We start from the raw sequence: 22,765 nt of genomic DNA on the forward strand, positions 1-22,765 counted from the left end.
ATGTCCGTGGCATACTCATGCCATGGCCCGGGAACGAGTGAGCACGACCGTTGACGGAGATCTTCTCGCGGAGGCGCGGGCGCGCCAGGCGGGACTGAATGACTCCTCCCTGTTCGACGCGGCGCTTGCAGCTCTGGTCCGCGCAGGTCGCGCAGCCGAGATCGACGCCGCCTATGCCGCGTACGACGAACACCCACTCGCCGAAGCGGACGAGTGGGGCGATCTTGCATCCTTCCGGGACGCGAATGCGGCCTCGTGACCGGCGTTCCTGAGCGGGGCGAGGTCTGGTGGTGCGAGCTGCCGGATGTCGGTCGGCGGCCAGTCGTCGTGCTGTCCCGCGACGCGGCCATCCCACGACTGCACCGAGCGCTGGTCGGACCGTGCACCACGACGATTCGCGGCCTGCCGAGCGAGGTCGTTCTCGAGCCGGGCGACGACCCGGTGCCCCGTCGGTCTGCCGTCAACCTGGACTCGCTCGAGAGCGTCAGCATCGGCGTTCTCGTCGAGCGGCTCGGACGACTGAGTGACGACCGAATGGAAGAGGTCTGCGACGCCGTGGCCATTGCAGTCGATTGCCGACGCTGACGAGCCGCACCAACGGCCGGGGCTTGCGGCGACGAGCGGACCACGTCGCGATCGGGCAATCTCTACGGGTGGCAACCGCCACCATGGCGACGAGCGGGGGCGAGCGTGGTCGAGGTTCGCAGAGCCAGCACGGGTGTTTAGCGCTGAGGATGCTCACGTCGATGGAGACGCGCCACAAGATGCAGAGCGAGCCGCACTACTACCTGCCCTTCATCGGTACCGACCCTGACCACCGGGGCAAAGGCCAGGGGACCGCTCTGCTCGCCGACATGTTGCTTCGTTGCGACGAAGAGGGCATGCCCGCGTATCTGGAATCGACGAGGATCGAGAACCGGGCGCTCTATCACCGCCACGGCTTCCAGGTCCTCGACGAAATGCACTGGCCCAGGGGCGGCCCCCCTTGGTGGCCGATGTGGCGAAAGCCTCGGGCCACCTGACCGACTTCTACGAAGCCGAGCTCAGCGGAGACTTCGACTGTGTCTGTTACCTACCACAGGCGCGGCCCGAGTCCCGTACCATCCCCTCCGTGAAGCTGCGCCGCTTGATCATCGCGTCCACGCTCGCTCTGGTCGCCGCCTGCTCCTCCGGTGGTGACGAGACTGATGTCGCGACCGTCGACTTCGGCGCCGCGCTCAGCGCTACGGCGGAGATCACCCACTACCGGCTGACCCAGTCGACGGGGCAGACCACCGACGTCGCCGCGCTGGGACTGTCGGGGTCGACCGAGCCCGACCCGGATCAGCCGACCGTGATCGGCCAGGTCACGCCCGAGCGTTCCTACGTGGAGATCGACTTCGACGCCGTGTTCGCCAGCTTCCCCGGAAGCGAGGCCGGCAAGATGCGGATCTGGTCCGACCCCGAGCGGGTCGTCATCGACACCACCGACCTCGGCGCAGCCTTCGCTGGTGTCGATGCCGGCCCGATGGAACCGGGGATCGGCTACGTCGACCTCACCAGAGTCGAGTCGGAGGCCTCGGACCTGGTGGCCGCGATCACAGGCGGGGGCATGCCCGACCTCACCGAACTGGCTACCTCGCTTCCCGCTGCGCTCTCCGGGGTCACCGAGACCGAGACCGGCGTGTTCACGGGCGCCATCAGCCACGCCGATTTCCTCACCACGATGGGCCAGGACGTCGAGACGCTATCCCGCACGACCGCCGCAGGCCTCGCCCTCACCTTGGACGTTGACGTGAACGCGCTCACCCGCGTCTACGTCGACGCGTTCACGAACTCGGCGGCCGAGATGACCGTGGTGGTCGAAGGCGGCGTCGTCCGCGAGATCCGCGAGGTCTTCGACGTCACGGTCGTGTTCGATGCCATGCTGCGTGACGACTCCCTGTTCGACTCCGCAGCAGAACAGTCCGAGTTTGAGACGACGTTCGCCGACGCCGTGTGGATCATCGAGACCGTGATGACGTTCGAGCCGGACCCCGCGCTGGTGGTCGAACCGCTACCGGCGACCGACGACGACCGCACCGACGCCTGGGTCGAGTTCCTCCGCGGCGCCGGATTCTGATCGGAAGTCGTCGGGCCTGCCTGCTGATCGCGGGCGCTTCTGACCTTCACCGTGGCGGAGCGGCGCGTCGCTGGGCATCGGCACGTAGGGGCGGCATCACGAGGGCGCGGGCGGTGACCACCGAGAGCCGTCAGTTCCTGGCAGGACGGTGACTGCGATCTGCTCGTGATGGCACGCATCCAGGAGCGCCGGGTCAGAGGTTGCGAGCGGTCGGTCGATGCGTCGGGCGACTTCGGCTGCCATGCAGTCCGCCAGGCTGATCGGACAACGTGTTCGGTGGTAGCGGCGAGCACGGAAGCGGCCGGCCGCTGAGGCCACCTCGCCATCAATCACGACGGCGTCGTCAAGACCCAGCTGCGCGAGGTCAAGGCTGGCTTCCTCTTCATCGGCCCCTCCGAGCCGAACAAGGTGGTCGATCACCTCGGCGACTCCGACTGCCGTCAGTGCACCGCCGGCATGGATGAGATCCTCGACTTCGCCGGCAGCCGCTTCGTCCTTGAGGAACGCAAGTACCGCGTAGGCGTCGAGGATCGTCAACGACGGCTCGGTCGGTCGGTGTCCACTCGCCGCGAAGCCCGCCGGGCACGACTCGTTGCCGGTCCCTGCTTCGCGTACTTGCCACGCAGCTCTCCGACCGGTTCAGCTCCAACCGGTCGCATGACGACACGGTCGCCGAGGTCGACGACGAGGACCTGCCGAGTGTTCCACCGGGCTCTCGTCTCGGCCGGGATCGAGACTTGGCCGTTCCGGGACACCGTCATCACGTGCGAGGCCTCGCTCATCGCCTCATTGTACGCCACGCGTGCAGTGTTGTATGCGGCCATGCCGAGTGCTGCCGGCTTGCCGACGACCACGCCGAGATCAGATGATCGCGAGCGCAGCCGAGGCGCGAGTGGATGATCGGAGCGGTCAGCTCCCGAAGCGGTCCCGCCTGGAGAGCTGTTGGTCAACGGCACCTCGGTACGGCGTCCAGCGCCGACCAGGAAGGCGCTTACGCAGTCAGGACGCGGTACGTCTCGTTCACGAGATCAGCTGCCCCACCGCTGGCCATCTGGTTCATGACGTACCCGATTCCGAGCCGACGCGACGCATCGCCCATACCGACGGAACCGCCCATGCCGGTGTGGCCGAATGTCGACGTGTTCATTCCGGGGAAGAGCTTCCAGAACAGCTGATAGCCGAGCCCAAACTCGCCAGCCGGCCCGTCCCCGTTTAGCAGCGGCTGCTCCTGGATGGCGCCTTCGATCGTCTTGGCTCGAAGCACCCGCACACCGTCCAGTTCACCCCCGCACGCGAGAGCGGCGTACACGCGTGCGAGGCCGTGGGCGGTGCCATGGCCTGTCGCAGCGCCGTCTCCAGCGGCACGCCACTCGCGGGTGTTCACCAAGTCGTCATCGCCGATGATCTCAGCGCATCGGGAATCGTGCTCAGGCCCGAAGGCCATCATGAAGTCCGCACCGAGCGGCTCGGCGATCTCTTCGCGGAAGAACACATCGAGCGAGCGTCCGTCAATCCGCCGGACAATTTCCCCTATGAGATAGCCGAAGGTTCCCCCGTGATATTCACTGCGGGAGCCGGGCCTCCAGACCGGCGCCGACCGAGCGAGCGCTGTCGTGAGTATCTCCCAGTCGAACCGCTTGTCCGGCGGGTACGGCGCCGTCGTCCACGGGAGCCCGGCCTGATGGCTGAGCACCATCCGCACGGTGACCTGATCCTTGCCTTCCTGGGCGAATTCGGGCCAGTAGGTGGCGACGGCTTCGTCTACGTCAAGCAGACCACGGTCGACGAGCACTTGAGCGCACGTCGCCGTCATTCCCTTCGTTGCCGAATAGACGGTGGCGATGGTGTCGCGCTGCCACGCACAAGTCCGGTGCGCGTCCGCCCAGCCGCCCCACAGATCGACGACCTTGCGCCCGTCCACGTACACGCAGACTGCTGCGCCCACCTCGCTTCCCTTGAAGCTCCGCTCGAAGATCTCATACACCGACTCGAACGCAGGCTCGACGGTTCCATCGACGTGTCCCTCGCTCACAGCGATCTCGCTCCTGAGTCCTCGCACTGAGAACCTCGACGACCGGCATGAACAAGATTCTGCCACGCCGCAACCGAGCAGCACTCCGCATGCGTCAGAGCGTAAGTTTGGACGGTGAGCGGAGACGGGCCTTCCGCACCAGGGAGTCTCGCCCCATGACTGAATACGCAGACGTGCCCTCCGAAATCGTCCGCCGTGTCCGTGCAGCATGCGCTCACTTGCCGGAGGCATACGAGGAGCAGGCGTTCGAAGGGGTCCGGTGGCGGATCCGCGGCAGCACGCTGGCCCACGTAATCGCGAGGGACTACGGGGAGGGGCCGGTCTCCCACGTGACCTTCCACGCACTCAGTGAGGAGCTTGACGCGCTGGTCGCAACCGGCGATCCATTCTTCCCGGGGTGGGGCGCTGGTCTCGTCGCAATGGTGCTACGCAGCGACGGAACGACTGATTGGGACGAGGTCCGGGAATTGCTCACGGAGAGCTACTGCTTGCTCGCTCCGAAGAAGCTGGTCGCTCGCCTCGATACATTTCGACCCGACGTATAGAGGGCCTGGCGGTAGGGTCACGCCCGTGGTGGTCGGGCACGTCGTCGTCGTCGGAGCGTCGCTCGGCGGCCTGCGCACCGTGCAGAGCCTGCGGTCGGCCGGCTTCGAGGGGCGGGTCACGCTCGTCGGCGACGAGGTCCACGCCCCCTACAACCGCCCGCCGCTGTCCAAGCAGGTCCTCGCCGGTGAGTGGGAGTCCGGGCGGACCGCGCTGACCGACGACGCCGGGCTGGCGAAGCTCGACATGGACCTCCGCCTCGGGCAGCGGGCCACCGACCTCGACCTTGACGACCGCAGCATCGGCCTCGCCGATGGCGAGCGCATCGGCTTCGACGCCCTGGTTGTGGCCACGGGGGCGTCGCCGCGCCAGCTGCCCGACACCCCCTCCCTCGAGGGGATCCACCTGCTGCGGACCCTCGACGACGCCCTCGCCCTGCGTGCCGCCTTCGACGATGCCGCCCGGCTGGTGGTCGTCGGTGCGGGCTTCATCGGCGCCGAGGTGGCGGCGACGGCGCGGGAACGCGGTCTCGAGGTCACCGTGCTCGAGGCACTGCCGGTGCCGCTCTCCAGAGGGCTCGGGCCGACCCTCGGCCCGGCCGTCGCCGCCATCCACGGGGACCACGGCGTCGACCTCCGATGCGGCGCCGCCGTCGCTGCCATCGAGGGTGACGCACGGGTCGAACGGGTGCTGCTGAGCGACGGGAGCACGGTCGAAGCCGACCTGGTGGTCGTCGGCATCGGGGTCGTGCCTAAGACGCAGTGGCTCGAGGGCTCGGGGCTCGAGCTGCGCGACGGCGTGGTCTGCGACGAGACGTGCCAAGCGGTGGGCGCCCCTGGCGTCTGGGCAGTCGGCGACGTGGCCCGATGGCACAACCCGCTGTTCGAGGAGGAGATGCGGGTCGAGCACTGGACCAACGCCGTCGACCAGGCCCGGGCCGTCGCCTCCAACATCGTCGGCGACCCCGCCCCCTACGCCCCCGTGCCCTACGTGTGGTCCGACCCGTACGGGTCCAAGATCCAGGTCCTCGGTCGTCCCGGCCCGACCGACGACGTCGAGGTGGTCAGCGGATCCTTCGAGGAGCGCCGTTTCGTCGCCCTCACCCACCGCGACGACCGCCTCACCGCCGTCGTCGGGCTCGACGAGCCCCGGAACGTCATGCGCTTCATGCGCCTGCTCTCCTCCCGCTCGTCGTCGGCGGATGCCCGGGCCTTCGCCACCGACCTCTGAGGCCCTCCCGCTGAGACCGGCCGCGTAGGGTCCCGATCACGACGACGGAGGGAGCGGGGACCGTGGGCGAGGGAGAGGGCCTGTCCGTCTTCTACCCCCGGGCAGGCGGGACCCGCTTGGCGCGTGAGGCGTCGGCCATGGTGGCCCGGAGCGTCCGCAGGCGCTCGGCCAGCTCGGGGTCGCCCACGGCAAGGATCTGGGCGGCGAGGAGGCCGGCGTTGCGGGCGCCATCGACGGCGACGGTGGCCACGGGGATCCCCGCGGGCATCTGGACGATGGAGAGCAGCGAGTCGAGACCCGACAGGGCGGTGATCGACACGGGCACCCCGATCACCGGGAGCACGGTGGTGGACGCCAGCATCCCGGGCAGGTGGGCGGCGCCACCGGCGCCGGCCACGATCACCTTGGTGCCGCGCTCGTGGGCGGTGGTGCCGAAGTCGATCATGTCGTGGGGCGTCCGGTGGGCCGACAGCACCCTGGTCTCTGCCTCCACCCCGACCTCGGCCAGGGCGTCGACGGCGGCGCCCATGACCTTCCAGTCGCTGTCGCTTCCCATCACCACCGCCACCGGCGGCACCGTAGCGGCGCTCACGGTGCATCCCGCCCGATGAGCACGTCGGCGGCCCGACGAGCAAGGTCGGCCGCCACGTCGAGGTCGTCTGCAAGCACCGTCACGTGCCCGACCTTACGACCCGGCCGGGGTGACTTGCCGTAGAGGTGCACGTGCACGGGTCCGAGGGCCAGCGCGTCCGGCAGTCGGGCGTGCAGATCGTCGTCGCTCGACTCCGTGATGACGTTGGCCATGGCGACTGCCGGTGCCCGCAGGTCGGTGGGGCCGAGTGGCCAGTCGAGGACAGCGCGAAGGTGGTTCTCGAACTGGGACGTCACCGCCCCCTCGATGGTGAGGTGGCCGCTGTTGTGGGGCCGCGCCGCCAGCTCGTTGACGAGCACCGCACCGTCGACCACAAAGAGCTCGACGGCGAGCAGCCCCGTGGCGTCGAGGTGCTCGGCGATGCCACGAGCCACCTCCGCCGCTTCGGCGGCGATGGCCGGGTCGACGCGGGCCGGGGCCAGGACCTCCCGGCAGATGCCGGCGCGCTGGACGGTCTCGACCACCGGGTACACCACGGCCTCACCGCCGGGGCGGCGCGCGACGATCACCGCGAGCTCGCGGTCGAGGTCGAGCACCGGCTCGAGGACCACGCGACCGCAGCGCTCGAGCACGGCGACCGCCTCGTCGGCACCCTCGACGAACCACACGCCCCGGCCGTCGTAGCCGCCGGTGGCGGCCTTGACCACGACGGCGGGACCATGCCGCTCGACGAAGTCGGCCACCGCTGACCGGTCCTCGGCGACGGCGAATGTCGGCACGGGGAACCCTGCCTCCGCCAGCCGCCAGCGCTGCTCCGACTTGTCGACCGCCAGCGCCAGGGTGCGCCCCGCCGGCCGCACGGCGATCCCCTCGGCCTCGACAGCGGCCACCGACGCCGCCGCCACGCCCTCGTGGTCGAAGGTCACCACGTCGCAGGTGCGCCCGAAGGCGATCAGCTCCGCGGGGGTGGTGGCTCCACGGGCCACCTCCACCCCCGCCGGGGTGACCGGCACCTCGTCGGGCCCGGCGAGGATGCGCATCCGGACATCGAGCGAGACCGCCGCCTGGGCGGTCATCCGCGCCAGCTGCCCCGCCCCCACCATCCCCACGATCGGCGCCTGCGCCACCCGGTCTCCTCCTCGACTCGTGCCGTCGACCTCATGATCGCCCAGACCGCCCGCCAGGAGCAGATCCGCCGACGGCTAGGTTCGCGGCACCCGAGGCAGCCAAGGAGCCCAGGTGGTCGAGACCTCCAGTCGAACCGGAGAGGACGGAGCGACGTGAGCACCGACCTCGTCTACCTGCGCGACGCGTACCTCCGTCGCGTCGACGCCATCGTCACCGACGTCGACCGCGGTGCCCGACGCGTGGCGCTCGACCGCACCGTGTTCTATGCCACCGGTGGTGGCCAGCCCCACGACACCGGCACCCTCGCCGGTCTCGAGGTGACCGACGTCTCCAAGGTGGGCGAGGTCGTCTGGCACACCGTCGGCGAGGGCGACCTCCCCGAGGTCGGCGCCAGCGTGACCGGCGAGATCGACTGGGACCGCCGCCACGCCCTAATGCGGACCCACACCGCCCTCCACGTGCTGTGCGGCGTCATCTGGCACACCTACGGCAAGGCGGTCACGGGCGGGAACATGGAGCCGCTGACGGCCCGGATGGACTTCGAGTTCGACCCGCTCCCCGAGGACTTCAAGGCCGAGGTCGAGCGGCTGGTCAACGCCGAGCTCGAGGCCGCCCGGCCCATCGAGGTGGGGTTCCTGCCCGTCGACGCAGGCGGCGAGGTCGACGCCGAGTGGATCCGCACCAAGGTCAACATGATCCCCGAGGGCGTGACCGAGGTGCGCTACGTCGACATCGTCGGCCTCGACAAGCAGGCCGACGGCGGAACCCACGTGGCGTCCACCGACGAGGTCGGGCGCATCCGGGTGCTGAAGACCGAGTCGAAGGGCAAGGGCAACAAGCGCATCCGCATCGAGGTCACCGACCCGTAGGTCGCGACCAGCCAGCCGTGGTTCAGAGCCTGCGGCGCAGGAGCGAGTGGACCCGCTCCCAGTGGAGCTCGGAGGCGGCCCGGTCGTAGCGCGGGCCGGCCGGTGCGAAGCCGTGCTCGGCGCCGGTGATGAGGTCGAGGGTGTACGGGGCCCCCGCCTGCTCGAGGGCGTCGCACATGACGGGGATGGTCTCCGGCGGGGCCGTCGGGTCACCGTCGACCCAGGCCATGTAGACCTCGGCCTTCACCGTGTCGAGTCCCACGTGCGGCGAGTCGGGTGTGTCGCGGACCATCCATGCCCCGTGGATCGAGGCGACCGCAGCCACGCGGTCCGGCAGCGACCGGGCCAGGCTGATCACCAGGCCACCGCTCATGCAGAACCCGACGGCGCCGACCGCGCCGTCCCGGGCGGCGGGATCGTCGGCGGCGGCCGCGAGCAGCGCCTCGGCGTCACCCACGATGTTGGTCGGGGTGATGGTGTCCATCAGATCGCGCCGGGCGTGCATGTCCTCGTCGCTCTGGCCGAACTCCCGGTACGGCCCGCCGCGGTAGAAGAGGTAGGGCATCATCACGAAGTAGCCGGCGCTCGCCAGCCGCGACGCCATGTCCTTGAGCGCCGGCCGGATGCTCGGCGCATCCATCAGGTACAGCACGACAGGGTGAGGCCCGTCGTGCTCGGGGTGGACGAGGAACGTGGGCATCTCGCCCTCGGGGGTGGTGACCTCGATGCGGCGCTCGATCATGGGACGAGTCTGGCACCTCCCCCAGCCACCTCACCGGGGTCCCGAATCAGGCTTCGCGGTCGATGGAGCCGTAGACGACCAGGGGCTGCTCGGACGAGATCACCCCGCCGGCCTGCTCCTCGGTGATGGCGAGCTGGATGAACTCGCCCGACACCGAGAAGGCGGCGTAGTCCGGCGCCGGGCCGAAGACGCCCAGGGAGACGGCACGGAGGTCGGGCGTCACGCCCCAGAGCTGGTAGGTCCGGTCGTCGGGCAGCCGGGGCAGGGTCGTCCCCCGGAGGAAGCCGACACCGTCGCGGCTGAGGACCGCCCGGGCGTCGATGCTTCCGTCGGCCGAGACGAGGTCGACCCGAACGGAGTCGCCGGAGGCGATGGCCGTCTGGTAGCCGCGCTCGACCGCCTCGATGGCGAGGTCGTGCTCGACCCGGTTGATCTGCTCGTTGAGGTCGCGGACCTGGAAGGCGAGCACGGCGATGACCACGCTGGCGGCCACGGCGAGGAGGCCGCCGCCGGCGCGGGTGACCCACGCCGGCCGGGTGCTGCGGTCGGGCCGGCGGGGCGCCGAGAAGAGCGGCAGGGCGGGGGCCGGCGGCGCCGCCTCGAGGTTCTCGGCGATGCGGTCCCAGATGCCGTCGGGCGCCGGCTCACCGCTGTAGGCGAGCATGGCTGCGACCTCGCGGTGCTGCTCGACCTCGGCCCGGCAGCGTGCGCAGGTGGTCAGGTGGGCGGCGACGAGGTGGCGCTCGTCGTCCTCGACGGCGTCGAGGGCGTAGGCGCCGAGGAGCTCCTCGATCGAGTCGTGTGACTGCTGTGGAGAGTTCACGATGGGCCTCCGACACCCGCATCGGCCAGTGATCGGCGCATCCTGCCGAGACCAGCCCGGATCCTTGACTTCACGGTACCTTCGGGCTGGTCGAGCTTCATCGCGACCTCGCGGTAGGTGAGGCCCCCGAAGTAGGCGAGCTCGATGGCCCGGCGCTCGTCCTCGGGCAGATCCACCAGGGCGTCCTTGACGTAGTCGGCGACGGCGAGGTCCCACACCTCGTGCTCCAGGTCGTAGCCGGCCTCGGCGGTGCGACGGTGGTCCTTGGACTCGCGGTTGCGACGCGAGCTCTCGGAGCGGATGAGGTCGACCGAGCGGCCGTGGCACTGGGCGAGCAGGTACGACCGCAGCGAGCCGCGGTCGGGGTCGAACTTGTCGGGCGCATCCCAGAGGCGGATGAAGACCTCCTGGACGACCTCCTCGGCGAGGGTGGCGTCGTTGAGGAGACGGCGGGCGAGGGCGAACACCGACCCGGCGTGGCGGCGGTACGCCTCGGCCAGAGCATCCTGGCGCCAGCGACCGATGGCCACCACCACGGTGGCGTCACTGGCCTGGCTGAGATCCTGCGGGGTGGTCATGCCCTCGGTCTTCGGAGCCGCTGGCTCGTCCGGATGGCTCATGTCGCCCTCAGCCGTCGACGGGACGCCGGAACGCCGAGACGACTTCGACGTGTGGGGTGTGCGGGAACAGGTCGACCGTCGCGCACCGCTCCAGCGTGTACCCCTCGGCAGCGAGGAGCGAAGCATCCCGCCCGAGTGCCGCCGGGTCGCAGCTGACCACCACGACGAGCGGCGCGCCGGTGCCCGCCACCGCCGCCACCCCGCGCCGCCCGAGACCGCTGCGCGCGGGGTCGGCGATCACCAGGTCGGCGGGCGACGGACGCCACCGGTCGACGTCGAGGCGGAGCACGCGGGCGTCGAGGCCGTCGAGGTTCACCCGGGCATCGGCCACCGCCGACGCGCTGCGCTCGACGAACGTGGTGCGCGCCGGCGCGCCCACCGTGCCGGCGAAGAGGCCCACCCCGCCGTAGAGGTCGACGACCCGGTCACCGGGGGCGACGGGCCCGGCGGCCTCGGCCACTGCGGCCACCAGCGCCTCCGCGCCCTCGGGGCTGGCCTGGAAGAAGGACCGGGCCGAGACCCGCCACCGCCGCCCGGCAGCCTCCTCGGTGATCCAGGCCCGGCGCCCCCCGGCCAGCTCGTCCTCGCCCACCAGCACCACACCGTCGGGCACGTCGACCCCGGCCGCCCCGGGGTGGGCGAGCACGAGCCGCTCACCGGTGCGGGCGCCGCAGCGCAGGGTCAGCTCGTCGGCCTCACCCGCATCGCAGCGCACCAGGAGGTCCGAGAGGAGGGGGTGGGCGACCAAGCAGTCGTCGACGTCGACGACCTCGTGGCTGCGCAGCCGGCGGAAGCCGAGCCGCCCGCCCGCCGCCGCCCCCACCCGCAACGTGGTGCGTCGGGCGTCGGGGCCGAGGGACGGACCCGCGGACACCTCGGGGTCCGGGATGCGACCCTGGCGGCGGAGGGCGTCCGCCACGATGTCGGCCTTGAGTCGGCGTTGGGCGCCTGGCTCCACGTGCTGCCACGTGCAGCCGCCGCACCCTCGGCCGACGTGTGGGCACGGCGGGGCGACGCGCTCGGCGGCGGCGTCGACGACCTCGACCACCCGCGCCCGGGCGAAGTCCTTGCGCTCCTCGGTGACCTCGGCCCGCACCCGCTCGCCGGGCAGGGCGCCGGTGACGAAGACCACCCGTCCGTCGGCGTCGCGCGCCACGGCGTCGCCACCGGCGGCGATCGCCGTGGTCGTCACCTCGATCGCACCCACGACGACGCAGCCTACGGCCAGCCTGTCGGCGCGGTGGCCGTATCCTGCGGCCCATGCCGCGCCACGTCGAGATCGCCCCGTCCGTCCTCCCCGCCGACTTCTCCCGCCTCGGCGAGGAGGTCGCCGCCCTCGAGGAGGCCGGGGTCGACCGCATCCAGTGGGACGTCATGGACGGTCGCTTCGTGCCGAACCTCACCTTCGGCCCCGATGTGATCGCTGCCGCCCGCCCGCACACCTCGCTGCCCTTCGAGGCCCACCTGATGGTGGAGGAACCCGACGAGCTCCTCCACCGCTACGTGGAGGCCGGCTGCCGGTTGCTCATCGTCCACGCCGAGTCCACTCGTCACCTCCACCGCACGCTTGGGCGCGTGGCCGAGCTCGGTGCCGCAGCAGCCGTGGCCCTCAACCCCGCCACGCCCGCCTCCGCCGTCGCCCACGTCCTCGACCTCGTCGAGATGGTGCTGGTGATGACGGTGAACCCGGGCTTCGGAGGCCAGGACTACCTCGCGACCATGGAGCCCAAGGTGGCCGAGGTGGCGGCCCTCGTCGCCGCCGGCGGCCACGACGTCGACGTCGAGGTCGACGGCGGCATCGGGCCGGCGACCATCGCCGGCGCGGCGTCGGCCGGCGCCAACGTCCTGGTGGCCGGCAGCGCCCTCTACCGGGACCCCGAGGGCCTCGCCCACGCCGTCACCGACCTCCGCGAGCGCGCCGAGCGGGCGCGGGCGGCCTGACCACGGGGCCCACCCACGGGCTACGGCGGTGGGGAGCACCCGTCTCCGACGGCCCGAGTGCTGCCCTCAGTGGCGGACGGTGTGGCCCAGCGAGAGGCCGGCGGCGGCGTAGGCGCTGGCGTGGCCCAACACGTTGCTGACGTAGACCGACGATCGGTTGTAGGAGAGGATCGCCCGGCCCAGGTCACCGCCGGCCGGGAGGGCTCGGCACAGGTAGGTCGCGGCGCTGGCGGCGGCGTCGTAGAGGTTGTGGGGGTCGGCGACGCCGTCGCCGTTGCCATCGACGCCGTGGGCGCGCCAGGTCGACGGGATGAACTGCATCGGCCCCACAGCCCGGTCGACCACGGCGTCGCCGTCGACGGCACCACCGTCGGTGTCGGGGATGTGCATGGTGTTGCTGGTGCCGTCGAGCGGGATCCCGATGATGCGCGGCGACACTCGTCCCCACTCGTCCGGCGCCGACCCCCCGAAGGTTCCGTGGCGGCTCTCGACCCGGCCGATGCCCGCCAGCACCTCCCACGGCAGGCGGCAGCTCGCGGCCGGGTGCTGGCTGCCACGCCAGTAGGCGTCGAGCACGGCGGTCGGCAGGCCGACGGCGACGGCTCGCGTCGACCGCGCCACCGCCGCCATCGTCTGACGCTGCTGGTCGGCGACGGCGAGCCAGCGCTGGTGGAGGGCGAGGGCGTCGTCGCGGCGCACGACGGCCGCGCCGTGCTCGGCGACCACGTCGGTGAGGCGGCTGAGCACGTGCTCGGCGGTGGCCCGGGTCAGCATCGCCTGCTCGGTCGCCCGCTCCAGCCCTTCGACGACCTCGACCTCCACGGCGCCCCCGAGCACGCCCCGCCGGAGGTGGGCGTTCTCGTCTCCGCGGCCGAGGACGGCGTCGAGGTGGGCGCGGGCATCGTCGCTGCGGAAGGCAGCGACGGCGACCCCGACGAGGCGCTGGCGGGCAGCCGCCTCGCGCACTTCGGCGTCGCGGGCGTGGCCGCGGGCCACGTCGAGCGCCTCGACGAGGAGGTCGCGCACGGCGGTGAGCTCCTCGGCCCGGGCATCGGCCCGCGCCGCCTCGGATGCAGCCACCCCCGACTGGCGACCGGCCTCCAGCCACCCATGGTGGGCCGCCGGGTAGCCCGCCCCCTCGACGATCACTCCGACGAGTCCGGGCGACAGGTCGCCGAGCGCCTCGGCAACGAGTGGGGCCCCCGTGGGCGCGGTGGGCTCCTGGGCATCGGCCGGGCGCGCCGGCAGCGCGACGAGCAGGACGGCGACGAGCGCGGCGAGGATCGGACGAAGGGGCATGCCACGTGTTCTGTCGGCGCAATCCGGGCCCCCCTTGAGGTGGGACGGCCCGGTCAGGCGACGGGCGTGGCCACCTCGACCAGGCGGCACAGCGCGTTGACGAGCCGCAGCTGCTGCGGCGAGTGGCAGCGCGCCGCGAGCAGGCGCGGGTTCGCCACCACCACGGCCAGCGACCGGGCCCGGGAGATGGCGACGTTGAGGCGGTTGAGGTTGTAGAGGAACTCGATCCCGCGGGGGACGTCGACCGCCGAGGAGGCCGCGAGGGAGTAGAGGACCACCGGCGCCTCCTGGCCCTGGAACCGGTCGACCGTGCCCACGCGCGCGCCAGAGGGGAGCGCCTCGACCAGGCAGGCCACCTGAGCGTTGAAGGGCGCGATCACGAGGAGGTCGTCGAGGGTCAGGGGCCGGGTCGTGCCGTCGGCCGCGGTCCAGGGCCGGCCGAGCAACGAGGTGACGAGGGCGGACACGACGTCGGCCTCCTCCGGGGACCGTGTCCGGTTGCCCTCGTGGGTGACCGGGTGGAATCGGATGCCCGCACCGCCCAGGAGGGGGCCATCGGCCACCACCTGGCAGGCGGTGGAGGGATGGGGCCGGAGGCGGCCGCCGTAGGCGACCTCGGAGACGAAGCCGCAGACCTCGGGGTGCATGCGCCAGGTGGTGTCGAGGAACAGCCCCTGTTCGGGGGCGACGGTGCGACGGCCGGCGAGGACGTGCTCGAGCGCTGAGGCGCCGGCACCGGAAGGGTGGGTGCCCTGCGACACCTGGGGCAGCTGCTGGGGGTCGCCGAGGAGCACGACGTCGTCGGCCGTCCCGGCCATCGCCACGACGTTGGCCAGTGACACCTGGCTGGCCTCGTCGACCACCAGCAGGTCGACGGCACCGGCCATCTCGGGCCGGGCGAAGAGCCAGGCCGTGCCCGCCGCCACCCGAGCACCGTCGGCGAGGGCGTCGAGCACGTCGTCGGCGCTCCCGGCGCGGGTCACGTGGGGGTCGTCTGCCACCTGGCCCTCGGGGCACCGCTGGACGGCGCGGAGCCCGACGCCGTCGGCGTCGGCCCGGGCCCCCACGGCCATGAGGAGGTTGCTGATCGCCTTGTGGCTGTTGGCGGCGACGCCCACCCGCCTGCCGGCACGGACGGCGTCGACGACCAGCGCCGCCCCGATCCAGGTCTTGCCGGAACCGGGCGGCCCCTGGATGGCGAGCACGGCGCCGTCGAGCAGGGGCACCAGGCGGCGGGCGGCGGCGGAGGGGTCCTCGTCGGGCGGGACCAGCGCGGTGCCGGCCTCGTGGCCACGGACGCGGGGTGGGCGACGGAGGAGCAGGTCGCGCGCCGCCCGGTGCTCGGGCCGGTCCGAGTCGAGGCCGTGTTCGACCACCCAGGTGCCGAGCACCCCGATCGCCTGGCGCATCACCTTGTCGTCGAGGGGGCGTGGCGGGATGAGGGCACGAGGATGAGGCGCGACGGAGGTGGCCGACCGGCGCAGGTCGACGGTGCCGGACGCGGCGTCGAGGGCCTCCACGGTGCCCGCGCCCCTACCCGTGGCCGGGTCGAGCGGCGCGTCGCCCACCCGGAGCTTGTGCTCCTGGCGAGGGTCGAAGCAGTACCGGTGCACCACCGACCGGGCGACGCGGCCGACCTCGCCCTCCGGGCGCAGCGACCCGATCGAGTCGTGATCGTCGACCAGCTCCTCGGGGGTGCGCTCGAGGCGCTCGAAGTGCCACCACCACGCCGGGCGGGCTTCCCGCCGGTGGTGGTCGACCAGGCCCGACAGCAGGGCGAGGCCGGCCTCGGCGGCGTCGCGCTCGTGCGGTTCCTCGGGAACACCGTGGAGGAGACCGGAGGCGAGGGCCGCGGTGGCGGCCTCGGCCGCCGCCTGGTCGGCGCTCGGCTCGCCTTCCCGTGGCGCGGGCCGCGGGAGGGGACGGCCCCGCAGCGCCTCGAGCTCGCCACGGCGCTCCTCGAGCCAGTCGCGCAGGCCGAGGGTGGACTCGCAGTCGACCCGGTTGTAGGCCTCGATGTCGGCGAGGATCGCCTCGTCGCCGGTGGAGAGGAACCGCTCGTACTCGACGATGCTCGAGCCGCCGTCGGTGATGGCCCCCTCCCGCTGCCCGAGGTAGAGCGGCTCGAGCTTCTTGAGGCCGTAGCCCTCCTGGGAGACCCGGACCGAGTGGCGCACGACCCGGTAGAGGTCGACGAAGACCTCGGCGCGCAGGAGGCGGTCGAGCTCGGCACCCCGGGTGGCGTGACGGCCCATGAGGGTCCGCAACGCCGTCACCTCGTAGGGCGCGTAGTGGTACACGTGCATGTCGGGGTGAGCGTCGAGGCGGGCCACCAGGAGGTCGACGACCGCCTCGAACGCCCGCTTCTCCTCGAGGTGGCTGTGGGCCCACACCGGCACGAAGCAGGCGTCGTCGCCCTCTGGCGCGTCCAGGACGAGGCCGAAGAGGTACTCGAGACCGTCCTCCCCCACCCACGGGTCGCCCTCGATGTCGAAGAAGACGTCACCCGGCGAGGGCTCGGGGAGCCACGACAGGCCCGAGGGAGCGACATCGGCGTCGTCGTCGGCCGCAGGGTCGCGGCCGGCCTCCACCAGCTCGTGGCGGACCCGGCCGTCGGCCCGCTGGAGGAGCTGGAGGCGGGCCTGGTGGCGCAGGCGGTCGACCGTGGCCAGCCCCATCCGCCGCACCGGTGCACCGAGGGGGCTGGCGGCGAGCTCGGCGACGGTGGTGATGCCCTCCGACGCCAGCTTCGGGAGCATGTCGCGCCGCATCCCGGCGACGAGCGACAGGTGGTCGTCGGCCCGGCGTTGCTCGTCGCAGCGGTGGTCCCACGGACACCCTCGGCAATGGTCGACCCGGAGGGGATAGGTGGCGTCACCGGTGGCGCCGGCGGCGAGGGCCGCCTCGAGGCGCGACCGGGCGGCGCGGAAGTACGCCATGGCGTCGGCGACGCGGAACCGGTGGAGGCCGCCGTCGCCCGTCACCACGGCCATGGTCTCCGGTGCCACCCCTTGGATGCGGGTGACGTGCTCGGTGTAGGAGCACATCTGGAGCAGGGCGTCGGGCTTGGCCCGCCGCGCCAGCTTGGTGTCGACGACCTCGTAGCCCCACGGTCCGAGTGCCGTCTCGCCGGGGACGCGATGGAGGAAGTCGGCCTGGCCTCGCCAGCGTCCGTCGAAGAACGAGGCCTGGAAGACCACGTCGACCCCCTCGGCCATGGCCGCCGCGGTGCGGGCCTCAGCCCGGCGGAGCCCGGCGACGGTGGGCGGGGCGGGATCGATGCGGGCGATGCGCAGGCCGAGCGCCTCGAGCCGAGCCAGCTCGGCGGCCTCGTGCTCCTCGCCGCGACGACGAAGGACGTCGACCTCCCGGAGGTCGTCGGGACGTGGTTCGGGGCGCTCGGTGCCCCCCGCCGCCCGGAGCTGCTCGAGGGTGGTGAGGTGCTCGCACGCCAAGTGCCCGACCAGGTCGGTCGGGCTGAGGATCAGCGTGCCGTCGTCGCCCCGGTGCATGCAACGAGGATGGCAGGCGCGTGTGACACCGAGCCGTCGGCGACGGGCCGGCGGACCTCGATCAGGACCCTGACTGGCCCCGCTTGGTGATCACGTGGTCGATGAGGCCGTAGTCCTTGGCGGCTTCGGCCGAGAACCACCGGTCGCGGTCGGAGTCGGCCTCGATCTGGTCCACCGCCTGCCCGGTGTGGTGCGAGATGCGCTCCATGAGGATGCGCTTGGTGTAGGCCATCTGCTCGGCCTGGATGGCGATGTCGCTCGCCTGGCCCCGGACCCCGCCGGAGGGCTGGTGCATCATGATCCGGGCGTGCGGGAGGCTGTAGCGCTTGCCGGCGGCCCCGGCGCACAGCAGGAACTGGCCCATCGAGGCGGCCAGGCCCATGCAGATCGTCGCCACGTCGCACTTGACGAACTGCATGGTGTCGTACATGGCCATGCCGGCGGTGACCACGCCCCCGGGGCTGTTGATGTACAGCCAGATGTCCTTCGAGTCGTCCTGACCCTCGAGGTACAGCAGCTGGGCGATGACCATGTTGGCGACCTGATCGTCCACCTCGCTGCCGAGGACGACGATCCGATCCTGGAGGAGGCGGTTGAAGACCTCCATCTGGGGCGAGGTGTTGAGGTCCTTCATGACCGGGGCGGTCAGGGGGCCGGGGAGCGCGGGGTCCATGTCGAGGGAGGCTACCGGGCGACGCCGCGCCCCACGCACGGCGCCCAGGACCTGGTGGGCGCGGGCCGGCGCCCGCAGGTGACGTGGACCCGCCTACGTTGGCGTCGACCGCACGACCAACGAAGCGAGGTACCGATGCCCACCACCCGCACCGCCACCACGACCTGGCAGGGCTCCCTGACCGAGGGCCAGGGCCGTGTCGAGCTCGAGTCGTCCGGTCTCGGCGGCTTCGACGTCACCTGGGCGTCGCGCGCCGAGGACCCCGCCGGGCGCACCAGCCCCGAGGAGCTCATCGGCGCCGCCCACTCGTCGTGTTACTCCATGGCGCTGTCGAGCGCCCTCACCAAGGCGGGGACACCGCCCGAGCGACTCGAGACGACCGCCGCCGTGACGTTCCAGCCCGGTGAGGGCATCACGGGGGTCCACCTCACGGTGAAGGGCGAGGTGCCGGGGCTGTCGCCGGAGGCGTTCACCGAGGCCGCCGAGGGCGCCAAGGCCGGGTGCCCGGTGAGCAAGGCACTCACCGGCACCACCATCACCCTCACCGCCACCCTCGCCTGACGATCGCCCTCGGGGTCACGTTCACTGCCGAGAAGGGGTGGGCGCGGAGAGACTCGAACTCGCGTTACGACGGGCGGAGGGTGTCGACGGCCCGGACCGGATGTGACGGCGGTGAAGATCCCAGTGAGCCGTGGAACTCCACCCCACCGAACGTAAAGATGCCGCCGTCAGCGCCAACCATCAGATAGCCGCTCGTCCCGGGGCTGCTCATTCCGACCACCGCGCGGTTGAGCGGCGTCCCGCCCATCGAGCCATGGAACGGAGCATCGAAAGCGAAGATCCCGCCATCGGAGGCGACGAGCCAGTAACCCGATCCATCGTGGTCCGGGACGATCGCATTGACGGGCTGGTTGAGCCGCATCGACCCCGTGCTGCCCCGAAACGCCGCATCACCGAAGGTGAACACACCACCGTCTGTGCCAACCATGTAGTACCCGCGCCCCGAGGGTGTGGCAGCGGCTGCGACGACCGGACCATTCAGCTTTACCTGGCCGAGATCGCCATGATGGACAGCTGTTCCGAACGGGAACACGCGTCCAAGGGTCGTGAAGATCCAGTAGCCATCGCCTGTTGGCAGCGCGGCGATGGTCGAGACCCGCTCGCCCGGTCGCAGGGCACCGGCGGGAACGCTCCCCCGGTGAGGAGCGAGGCCGAAGACTCCAACCGTTCCTCGGTCGTCGACGAGCCAGTACCCGGCTCCGCCAGGACGACTCGCGATGCCGACGGTTGGGTGGGGCTGTCCGCGCCAGTCACCGTGCCACCGGCTGTCGCCGAACGCGAACACCTGGCCGTCGGAGGTGACCATCCAGTGACCGGATGGCGCGGGTGGCTCAGCCGGGGACGGATCGCTCTGCGGAGGGTTTCCACCGTTCTCGCCTACTTGTTGTTGCAGGTTGGTGATCCAGTGGACGTATGTGCCGACCCGAGTGAAGTTGCCGGGCGCACTTCCGCAAGGCGAACGGCCGAAGCTCACGATGCCAGCAACGACAAGCCAACCGCTGTCGTTGTACGCCAACAAGGGGCCACCGCTGTCGCCGTCGCAGGCTGTCCGCTCAGAGCTGCCGGCACACATGTTGACGCCGATTGTGTACTTGTCGGTCCATGACTGACAGTAACCATCGCTCCAAATGGGAAGCGACGCGCTCTGAAGACGAGCTGGATAGGAACCTCCGCGCGGGTCTCTGCTTCCCCAGCCAGCGACCACACCGTCGTCGTCGTTCCAGACTGGTTCGTCTGTTCCCATGCGAGCGATGGATTGATATCGCGACTGATACGGAAGTTGGATCAGCGCCAAGTCGTGCGGGTGAGCCGTGGTCGGTCGGTAGTCGGGGTGCACGTAGATGTGCTTCGGGACGATGCTCTCCCCGTCATTGGCGTAGAGGTCTTGTCGTCCGATCACCATCTCGAGACTGCTGGGGCTGTCGACGAACTCTGTCACGCAATGGGCTGCCGTCAGCACCCAGTGGCCACGGCCGATCAGTGTGCCGCCGCAGTAGAACCGATCGCCGAAGGGTCCGGGGCCTGGCCTGGCAAGCGCCACGATGAAGGGAAAGCTTCCGGGTGGAGCGTCTTCCCCACCCACGACGGCCGATTCGTAGCTCGCTTCGCCCGAGGGTTCAGCTAGAGCCGGTGCGGCGACGCCCAGTGTCAGCGCGAGGAGCACGCAGACAATCGACGCCACCCGCTTGCGGAACCTCAAGTCGAATCCCTTCGTCACCGTCGGGAACAAAAGGGACGATAAGGAGCAGGGCATGGCGACGGCCATAGGTCGTAAGGCCCTACCGAAGCCGGCCCCTGGAGCAGACCGGAACGCGCGGGAGCAGCAGCCGGGCGGTGACTTCGTGTCATCCCAGAGCCGCAACACCGTGACCAGCACGCTCACGGCCGAGAAGGGGTGGGCGCGGAGAGATTCGAACTCTCATGCCGTGAGGCACTGGCACCTAAAGCCAGCGTGTCTGCCAGTTCCACCACGCGCCCGCTGAGGCGCCGAGGATACTGCGCCACCCGCACCCGTCGCCGGACGAGCACCACGCCGTTGGCGAGGAGGCCGAGAGCCGCAAGGAGGGCGACGGCGGCGTGGGGGGCGATGCTGGGGAACAGTCCCGACTGGAGGTCGACCTCGACGGCCTCGCCGGCGGCGGTCATCCCCACCGCACGACCTGCGAGCTCGGCGTCGGCGTCGGCGTCGGCGACCGGGACGGCGACCTCGAGCGGCTCCGACTCGGGAGCCGGAGCCGCAGCCGCAGCCGCAGCCGGGGTCGGAGCGGGAGCAGGGGCCGGGGCGGGCGCCGGGGTCGGAGCGGGAGCAGGGGCCGGGGCCGGGGCCGGGGCAGGCGCCGGGGTCGGGGCCGGAGCGGGAGCCGGGGCCGGGGCCGGGGCCGGGGCAGGAGCAGGAGCCGGGGCGGGCGCCGGGGCGCTGGCCGGCTGCACGAAGTTGTGGGTGCCCCACCAGAGGCGGCCGTCGTGGACCATGGCGAGGCCGACGACGGTGAAGCGGGCGTCGAGGATGTTGTTGCGGTGGCCCTCGCTCGCCATCAGGCGACGGTGCATGTCGTCGACGCTGCCGTTGTAGGCGACGTTCTCGCCCAGCGCCCTGGCGTCGAGGCGCTGGCGGGTCTCCTCGGTGAAGTAGGCGTCGTTGTGGCGCAGCACCTTGTCCTCGGACATCGCCCGGGAGTGGCCGGTGGCGATGTCCACCACGTCGGAGCGCATCGAAGCGGCGGGGAGTCCCCGGCTGGTGCGCTCCTCGTTGATCAGGCGGAGCATCTGCTGGGCTGCGGCGGCGGGGTCCGGGGCGCTGGCGGCGGTGAACTCGCACTCGTCGGTGCAGGAGCTGGCCATCCCGGGGACGATGCCGGCGAACCAGATGACTACTGCGAGGAGTGCCGAGAGGATGAGGTGCGAGGTAGTCCGGGTCATGACTTGACTATCGGGACCACCACTCTTCGCGGTTGAGACAACGTTCCGACAACACCCGTAGTGAAAAAATAGGGACGCGAAGCGCGTCATGGAACGCCACCTCGGACGTCAGCTCCCGATGGCGGCCCGGTAGCGTCCGGCCATGCACGTCGCCGACCTCACCACCCCCGCCCTCGTTGTCGACGCCGACCGGCTCGACGACAACATCGCCACCATGGCGGCACGGTTGCCCGGCCCGCGGCTGCGCCCGCACGTGAAGGCGCACAAGACCACCCTGCTGGCGGCCCGGCAGGCCGCCGCCGGGCACCTGGGGTTCACCTGCGCCACGGTCCGCGAGGTCGAGGGGATGGCAGCCGCCGGCCTCGGCCACGACCTGCTGCTGGCCAACGAGGTCGTCGACGCCCGCCGGCTCGGCGCCGCGGCCGCCGGTGGGGCCCGGGTCACCCTGGCGGTCGACTCGGAGGCCACGGTCGAGGCGGCGGCCGCCGGTGGGGTCCGGGAGGTCCTGATCGACGTGAACGTGGGACTCCCCCGCTGCGGCTGCCGGCCTGACGACGCCGGTCGCCTCGCCGACCTCGCCCGGTCACGCGGCCTCGAGGTCCGTGGCGTCATGGGCTACGAGGGCCACGTGACGATCATCGAGGACCGGGCCGAGCGGGCGGCGGCGGTGGAGGCGGCGATGACCAAGCTCGTCGCCGCCGCCGACGCCGTCGGCGGCGACGTCATCTCGGGCGGCGCCACCGTCAGCTGGGACCTCAACCCCTGGGTCACCGAGCTCCAGGCCGGCTCCTACGCCCTCATGGACACCACCTTCGCCCCGATGACGCCGGAGTTCGCGCCCGCCCTGAGCCTCGTCGCGACCGTGATCTCGGTCTCACGCCGCTGGGCCGTCTGCGATGCCGGACTGAAGTCGCTGGGCATGGACCACGGCAACCCGACCATGGCCGACGGCGCCGGCGAGGTCCTGCTCGTCTCCGACGAGCACGTGGTGTTCGCCCCCGCCGAGGGCACTGAGCCCACCGTCGGCGACCGTGTCCGGTTGCTACCCGCCCACGTCGACCCCACCGTCGCCTACCACGAGCACCTGCACGTGGTACGAGACGACGAGGTCCTCGAGTCCTGGCCCGTCGACCTCCGGGGCTGGTAGCAGCGCGGCCAGGCGTTCTCGGCACGTCGAGCG

General features: G+C 71.5%; 23 protein-coding genes and 1 tRNA gene. 10 read left to right on the forward strand and 14 right to left on the reverse strand.

Annotated features, from left to right (window positions below; all coding sequences use genetic code 11):
* Window positions 1-22 precede the first annotated feature (22 nt).
* From VMN58_07285 to VMN58_07300, 4 genes are all read left to right on the forward strand, one after another.
* A complete protein-coding gene (locus VMN58_07285; protein HUF32994.1) occupies window positions 23-259 on the forward strand; it encodes a type II toxin-antitoxin system CcdA family antitoxin in 237 nt (78 codons plus the stop codon).
* A complete protein-coding gene (locus VMN58_07290) occupies window positions 256-585 on the forward strand; it encodes a type II toxin-antitoxin system PemK/MazF family toxin (GenBank protein HUF32995.1) in 330 nt (109 codons plus the stop codon). Before VMN58_07285 ends, VMN58_07290 begins: the two co-directional genes overlap by 4 nt.
* 161 nt (window positions 586-746) lie before the next feature.
* Window positions 747-1,022, forward strand: a complete 276-nt coding sequence (locus VMN58_07295; protein ID HUF32996.1) for a GNAT family N-acetyltransferase — start codon at window positions 747-749, stop codon at window positions 1,020-1,022.
* Between the two features lie 89 nt (window positions 1,023-1,111).
* Window positions 1,112-2,101, forward strand: coding sequence for a hypothetical protein (locus tag VMN58_07300; GenBank protein HUF32997.1), 990 nt, complete (start codon window positions 1,112-1,114; stop codon window positions 2,099-2,101).
* 96 nt (window positions 2,102-2,197) lie between these two features.
* Here VMN58_07300 and VMN58_07305 read toward each other — a convergent pair whose 3' ends face one another.
* The 3 genes from VMN58_07305 to VMN58_07315 all read right to left on the reverse strand — a co-directional run bounded on the left by VMN58_07305 (window position 2,198) and on the right by VMN58_07315 (window position 4,133).
* Window positions 2,198-2,638: a PIN domain-containing protein gene (locus VMN58_07305; GenBank protein ID HUF32998.1), complete on the reverse strand. Its 441-nt coding sequence runs from the start codon at window positions 2,636-2,638 to the stop codon at window positions 2,198-2,200.
* Window positions 2,635-2,955 (reverse strand): AbrB/MazE/SpoVT family DNA-binding domain-containing protein, encoded by a 321-nt coding sequence (locus VMN58_07310; protein ID HUF32999.1) that lies wholly within the window; start codon window positions 2,953-2,955, stop codon window positions 2,635-2,637. The genes VMN58_07305 and VMN58_07310 overlap by 4 nt, the downstream gene beginning before the upstream one ends.
* Before the next feature lie 137 nt (window positions 2,956-3,092).
* Window positions 3,093-4,133, reverse strand: coding sequence for a serine hydrolase domain-containing protein (locus tag VMN58_07315; GenBank protein ID HUF33000.1), 1,041 nt, complete (start codon window positions 4,131-4,133; stop codon window positions 3,093-3,095).
* A gap of 155 nt (window positions 4,134-4,288) precedes the next feature.
* Here VMN58_07315 and VMN58_07320 point away from each other — a divergent pair, with 155 nt between their 5' ends.
* Together VMN58_07320 and VMN58_07325 are read left to right on the forward strand one after the other, a co-directional pair.
* Entirely contained in the window at window positions 4,289-4,678 is a 390-nt protein-coding gene (locus VMN58_07320; GenBank protein ID HUF33001.1) for an MmcQ/YjbR family DNA-binding protein, read from the forward strand.
* Window positions 4,679-4,703: 25 nt separating this feature from the next.
* On the forward strand, window positions 4,704-5,906 hold the full coding sequence (locus VMN58_07325; GenBank protein ID HUF33002.1) for an FAD-dependent oxidoreductase: 1,203 nt from the start codon (window positions 4,704-4,706) through the stop codon (window positions 5,904-5,906).
* Between the two features lie 91 nt (window positions 5,907-5,997).
* On the opposite strand, the gene purE is transcribed toward VMN58_07325, so the two are convergent.
* Window positions 5,998-6,498: a 5-(carboxyamino)imidazole ribonucleotide mutase gene (gene purE / locus VMN58_07330; GenBank protein HUF33003.1), complete on the reverse strand. Its 501-nt coding sequence runs from the start codon at window positions 6,496-6,498 to the stop codon at window positions 5,998-6,000.
* The gene (locus tag VMN58_07335; GenBank protein HUF33004.1) at window positions 6,495-7,625 is read right to left on the reverse strand and encodes a 5-(carboxyamino)imidazole ribonucleotide synthase; all 1,131 of its coding nucleotides are present in this window, start codon (window positions 7,623-7,625) and stop codon (window positions 6,495-6,497) included. Before VMN58_07335 ends, purE begins: the two co-directional genes overlap by 4 nt.
* 153 nt (window positions 7,626-7,778) lie before the next feature.
* On the opposite strand from VMN58_07335, the gene VMN58_07340 reads away from it, so the two are divergent.
* On the forward strand, window positions 7,779-8,495 hold the full coding sequence (locus VMN58_07340; protein HUF33005.1) for an alanyl-tRNA editing protein: 717 nt from the start codon (window positions 7,779-7,781) through the stop codon (window positions 8,493-8,495).
* Between the two features lie 22 nt (window positions 8,496-8,517).
* Here VMN58_07340 and VMN58_07345 read toward each other — a convergent pair whose 3' ends face one another.
* The 4 genes from VMN58_07345 to VMN58_07360 are packed head-to-tail and all read right to left on the reverse strand — an operon-like array spanning window position 8,518 to window position 11,887.
* A complete protein-coding gene (locus VMN58_07345) occupies window positions 8,518-9,237 on the reverse strand; it encodes a dienelactone hydrolase family protein (protein ID HUF33006.1) in 720 nt (239 codons plus the stop codon).
* Window positions 9,238-9,283: 46 nt separating this feature from the next.
* A complete protein-coding gene (locus tag VMN58_07350) occupies window positions 9,284-10,060 on the reverse strand; it encodes an anti-sigma factor (GenBank protein HUF33007.1) in 777 nt (258 codons plus the stop codon).
* A complete protein-coding gene (locus VMN58_07355; GenBank protein ID HUF33008.1) occupies window positions 10,057-10,638 on the reverse strand; it encodes a sigma-70 family RNA polymerase sigma factor in 582 nt (193 codons plus the stop codon). The genes VMN58_07350 and VMN58_07355 overlap by 4 nt, the downstream gene beginning before the upstream one ends.
* Before the next feature lie 49 nt (window positions 10,639-10,687).
* Window positions 10,688-11,887, reverse strand: a complete 1,200-nt coding sequence (locus tag VMN58_07360; GenBank protein ID HUF33009.1) for a TRAM domain-containing protein — start codon at window positions 11,885-11,887, stop codon at window positions 10,688-10,690.
* A 53-nt stretch (window positions 11,888-11,940) separates the two neighbouring features.
* Between VMN58_07360 and rpe the strand changes: the two genes are divergently transcribed.
* Complete coding sequence (gene rpe, locus VMN58_07365) at window positions 11,941-12,621, forward strand: ribulose-phosphate 3-epimerase (GenBank protein HUF33010.1); 681 nt, start codon at window positions 11,941-11,943, stop codon at window positions 12,619-12,621.
* Window positions 12,622-12,687: 66 nt separating this feature from the next.
* Here the strand turns inward: rpe and VMN58_07370 are convergent, their stop codons facing one another.
* From VMN58_07370 to VMN58_07380, 3 genes are all read right to left on the reverse strand, one after another.
* Window positions 12,688-13,920: a lytic transglycosylase domain-containing protein gene (locus tag VMN58_07370; GenBank protein ID HUF33011.1), complete on the reverse strand. Its 1,233-nt coding sequence runs from the start codon at window positions 13,918-13,920 to the stop codon at window positions 12,688-12,690.
* Between the two features lie 53 nt (window positions 13,921-13,973).
* The gene (locus tag VMN58_07375) at window positions 13,974-17,432 is read right to left on the reverse strand and encodes a TM0106 family RecB-like putative nuclease (GenBank protein HUF33012.1); all 3,459 of its coding nucleotides are present in this window, start codon (window positions 17,430-17,432) and stop codon (window positions 13,974-13,976) included.
* A gap of 61 nt (window positions 17,433-17,493) precedes the next feature.
* On the reverse strand, window positions 17,494-18,105 hold the full coding sequence (locus VMN58_07380; protein HUF33013.1) for an ATP-dependent Clp protease proteolytic subunit: 612 nt from the start codon (window positions 18,103-18,105) through the stop codon (window positions 17,494-17,496).
* A 135-nt stretch (window positions 18,106-18,240) separates the two neighbouring features.
* On the opposite strand from VMN58_07380, the gene VMN58_07385 reads away from it, so the two are divergent.
* On the forward strand, window positions 18,241-18,666 hold the full coding sequence (locus VMN58_07385; protein HUF33014.1) for an OsmC family peroxiredoxin: 426 nt from the start codon (window positions 18,241-18,243) through the stop codon (window positions 18,664-18,666).
* A gap of 64 nt (window positions 18,667-18,730) precedes the next feature.
* Here the strand turns inward: VMN58_07385 and VMN58_07390 are convergent, their stop codons facing one another.
* Both VMN58_07390 and VMN58_07395 read right to left on the reverse strand, forming a co-directional pair.
* Entirely contained in the window at window positions 18,731-20,431 is a 1,701-nt protein-coding gene (locus VMN58_07390) for a serine protease (protein HUF33015.1), read from the reverse strand.
* 130 nt (window positions 20,432-20,561) lie between these two features.
* Window positions 20,562-20,643, reverse strand: a tRNA-Leu gene (locus tag VMN58_07395).
* A gap of 1,084 nt (window positions 20,644-21,727) precedes the next feature.
* On the opposite strand from VMN58_07395, the gene VMN58_07400 reads away from it, so the two are divergent.
* Window positions 21,728-22,732 (forward strand): alanine racemase, encoded by a 1,005-nt coding sequence (locus VMN58_07400; GenBank protein ID HUF33016.1) that lies wholly within the window; start codon window positions 21,728-21,730, stop codon window positions 22,730-22,732.
* Window positions 22,733-22,765 lie beyond the last annotated feature (33 nt).

The sequence above is a fragment of the Acidimicrobiales bacterium genome (assembly GCA_035512495.1).
In the GTDB taxonomy this organism is placed as follows: Bacteria; Actinomycetota; Acidimicrobiia; order Acidimicrobiales; family CADCSY01; genus DATKDW01.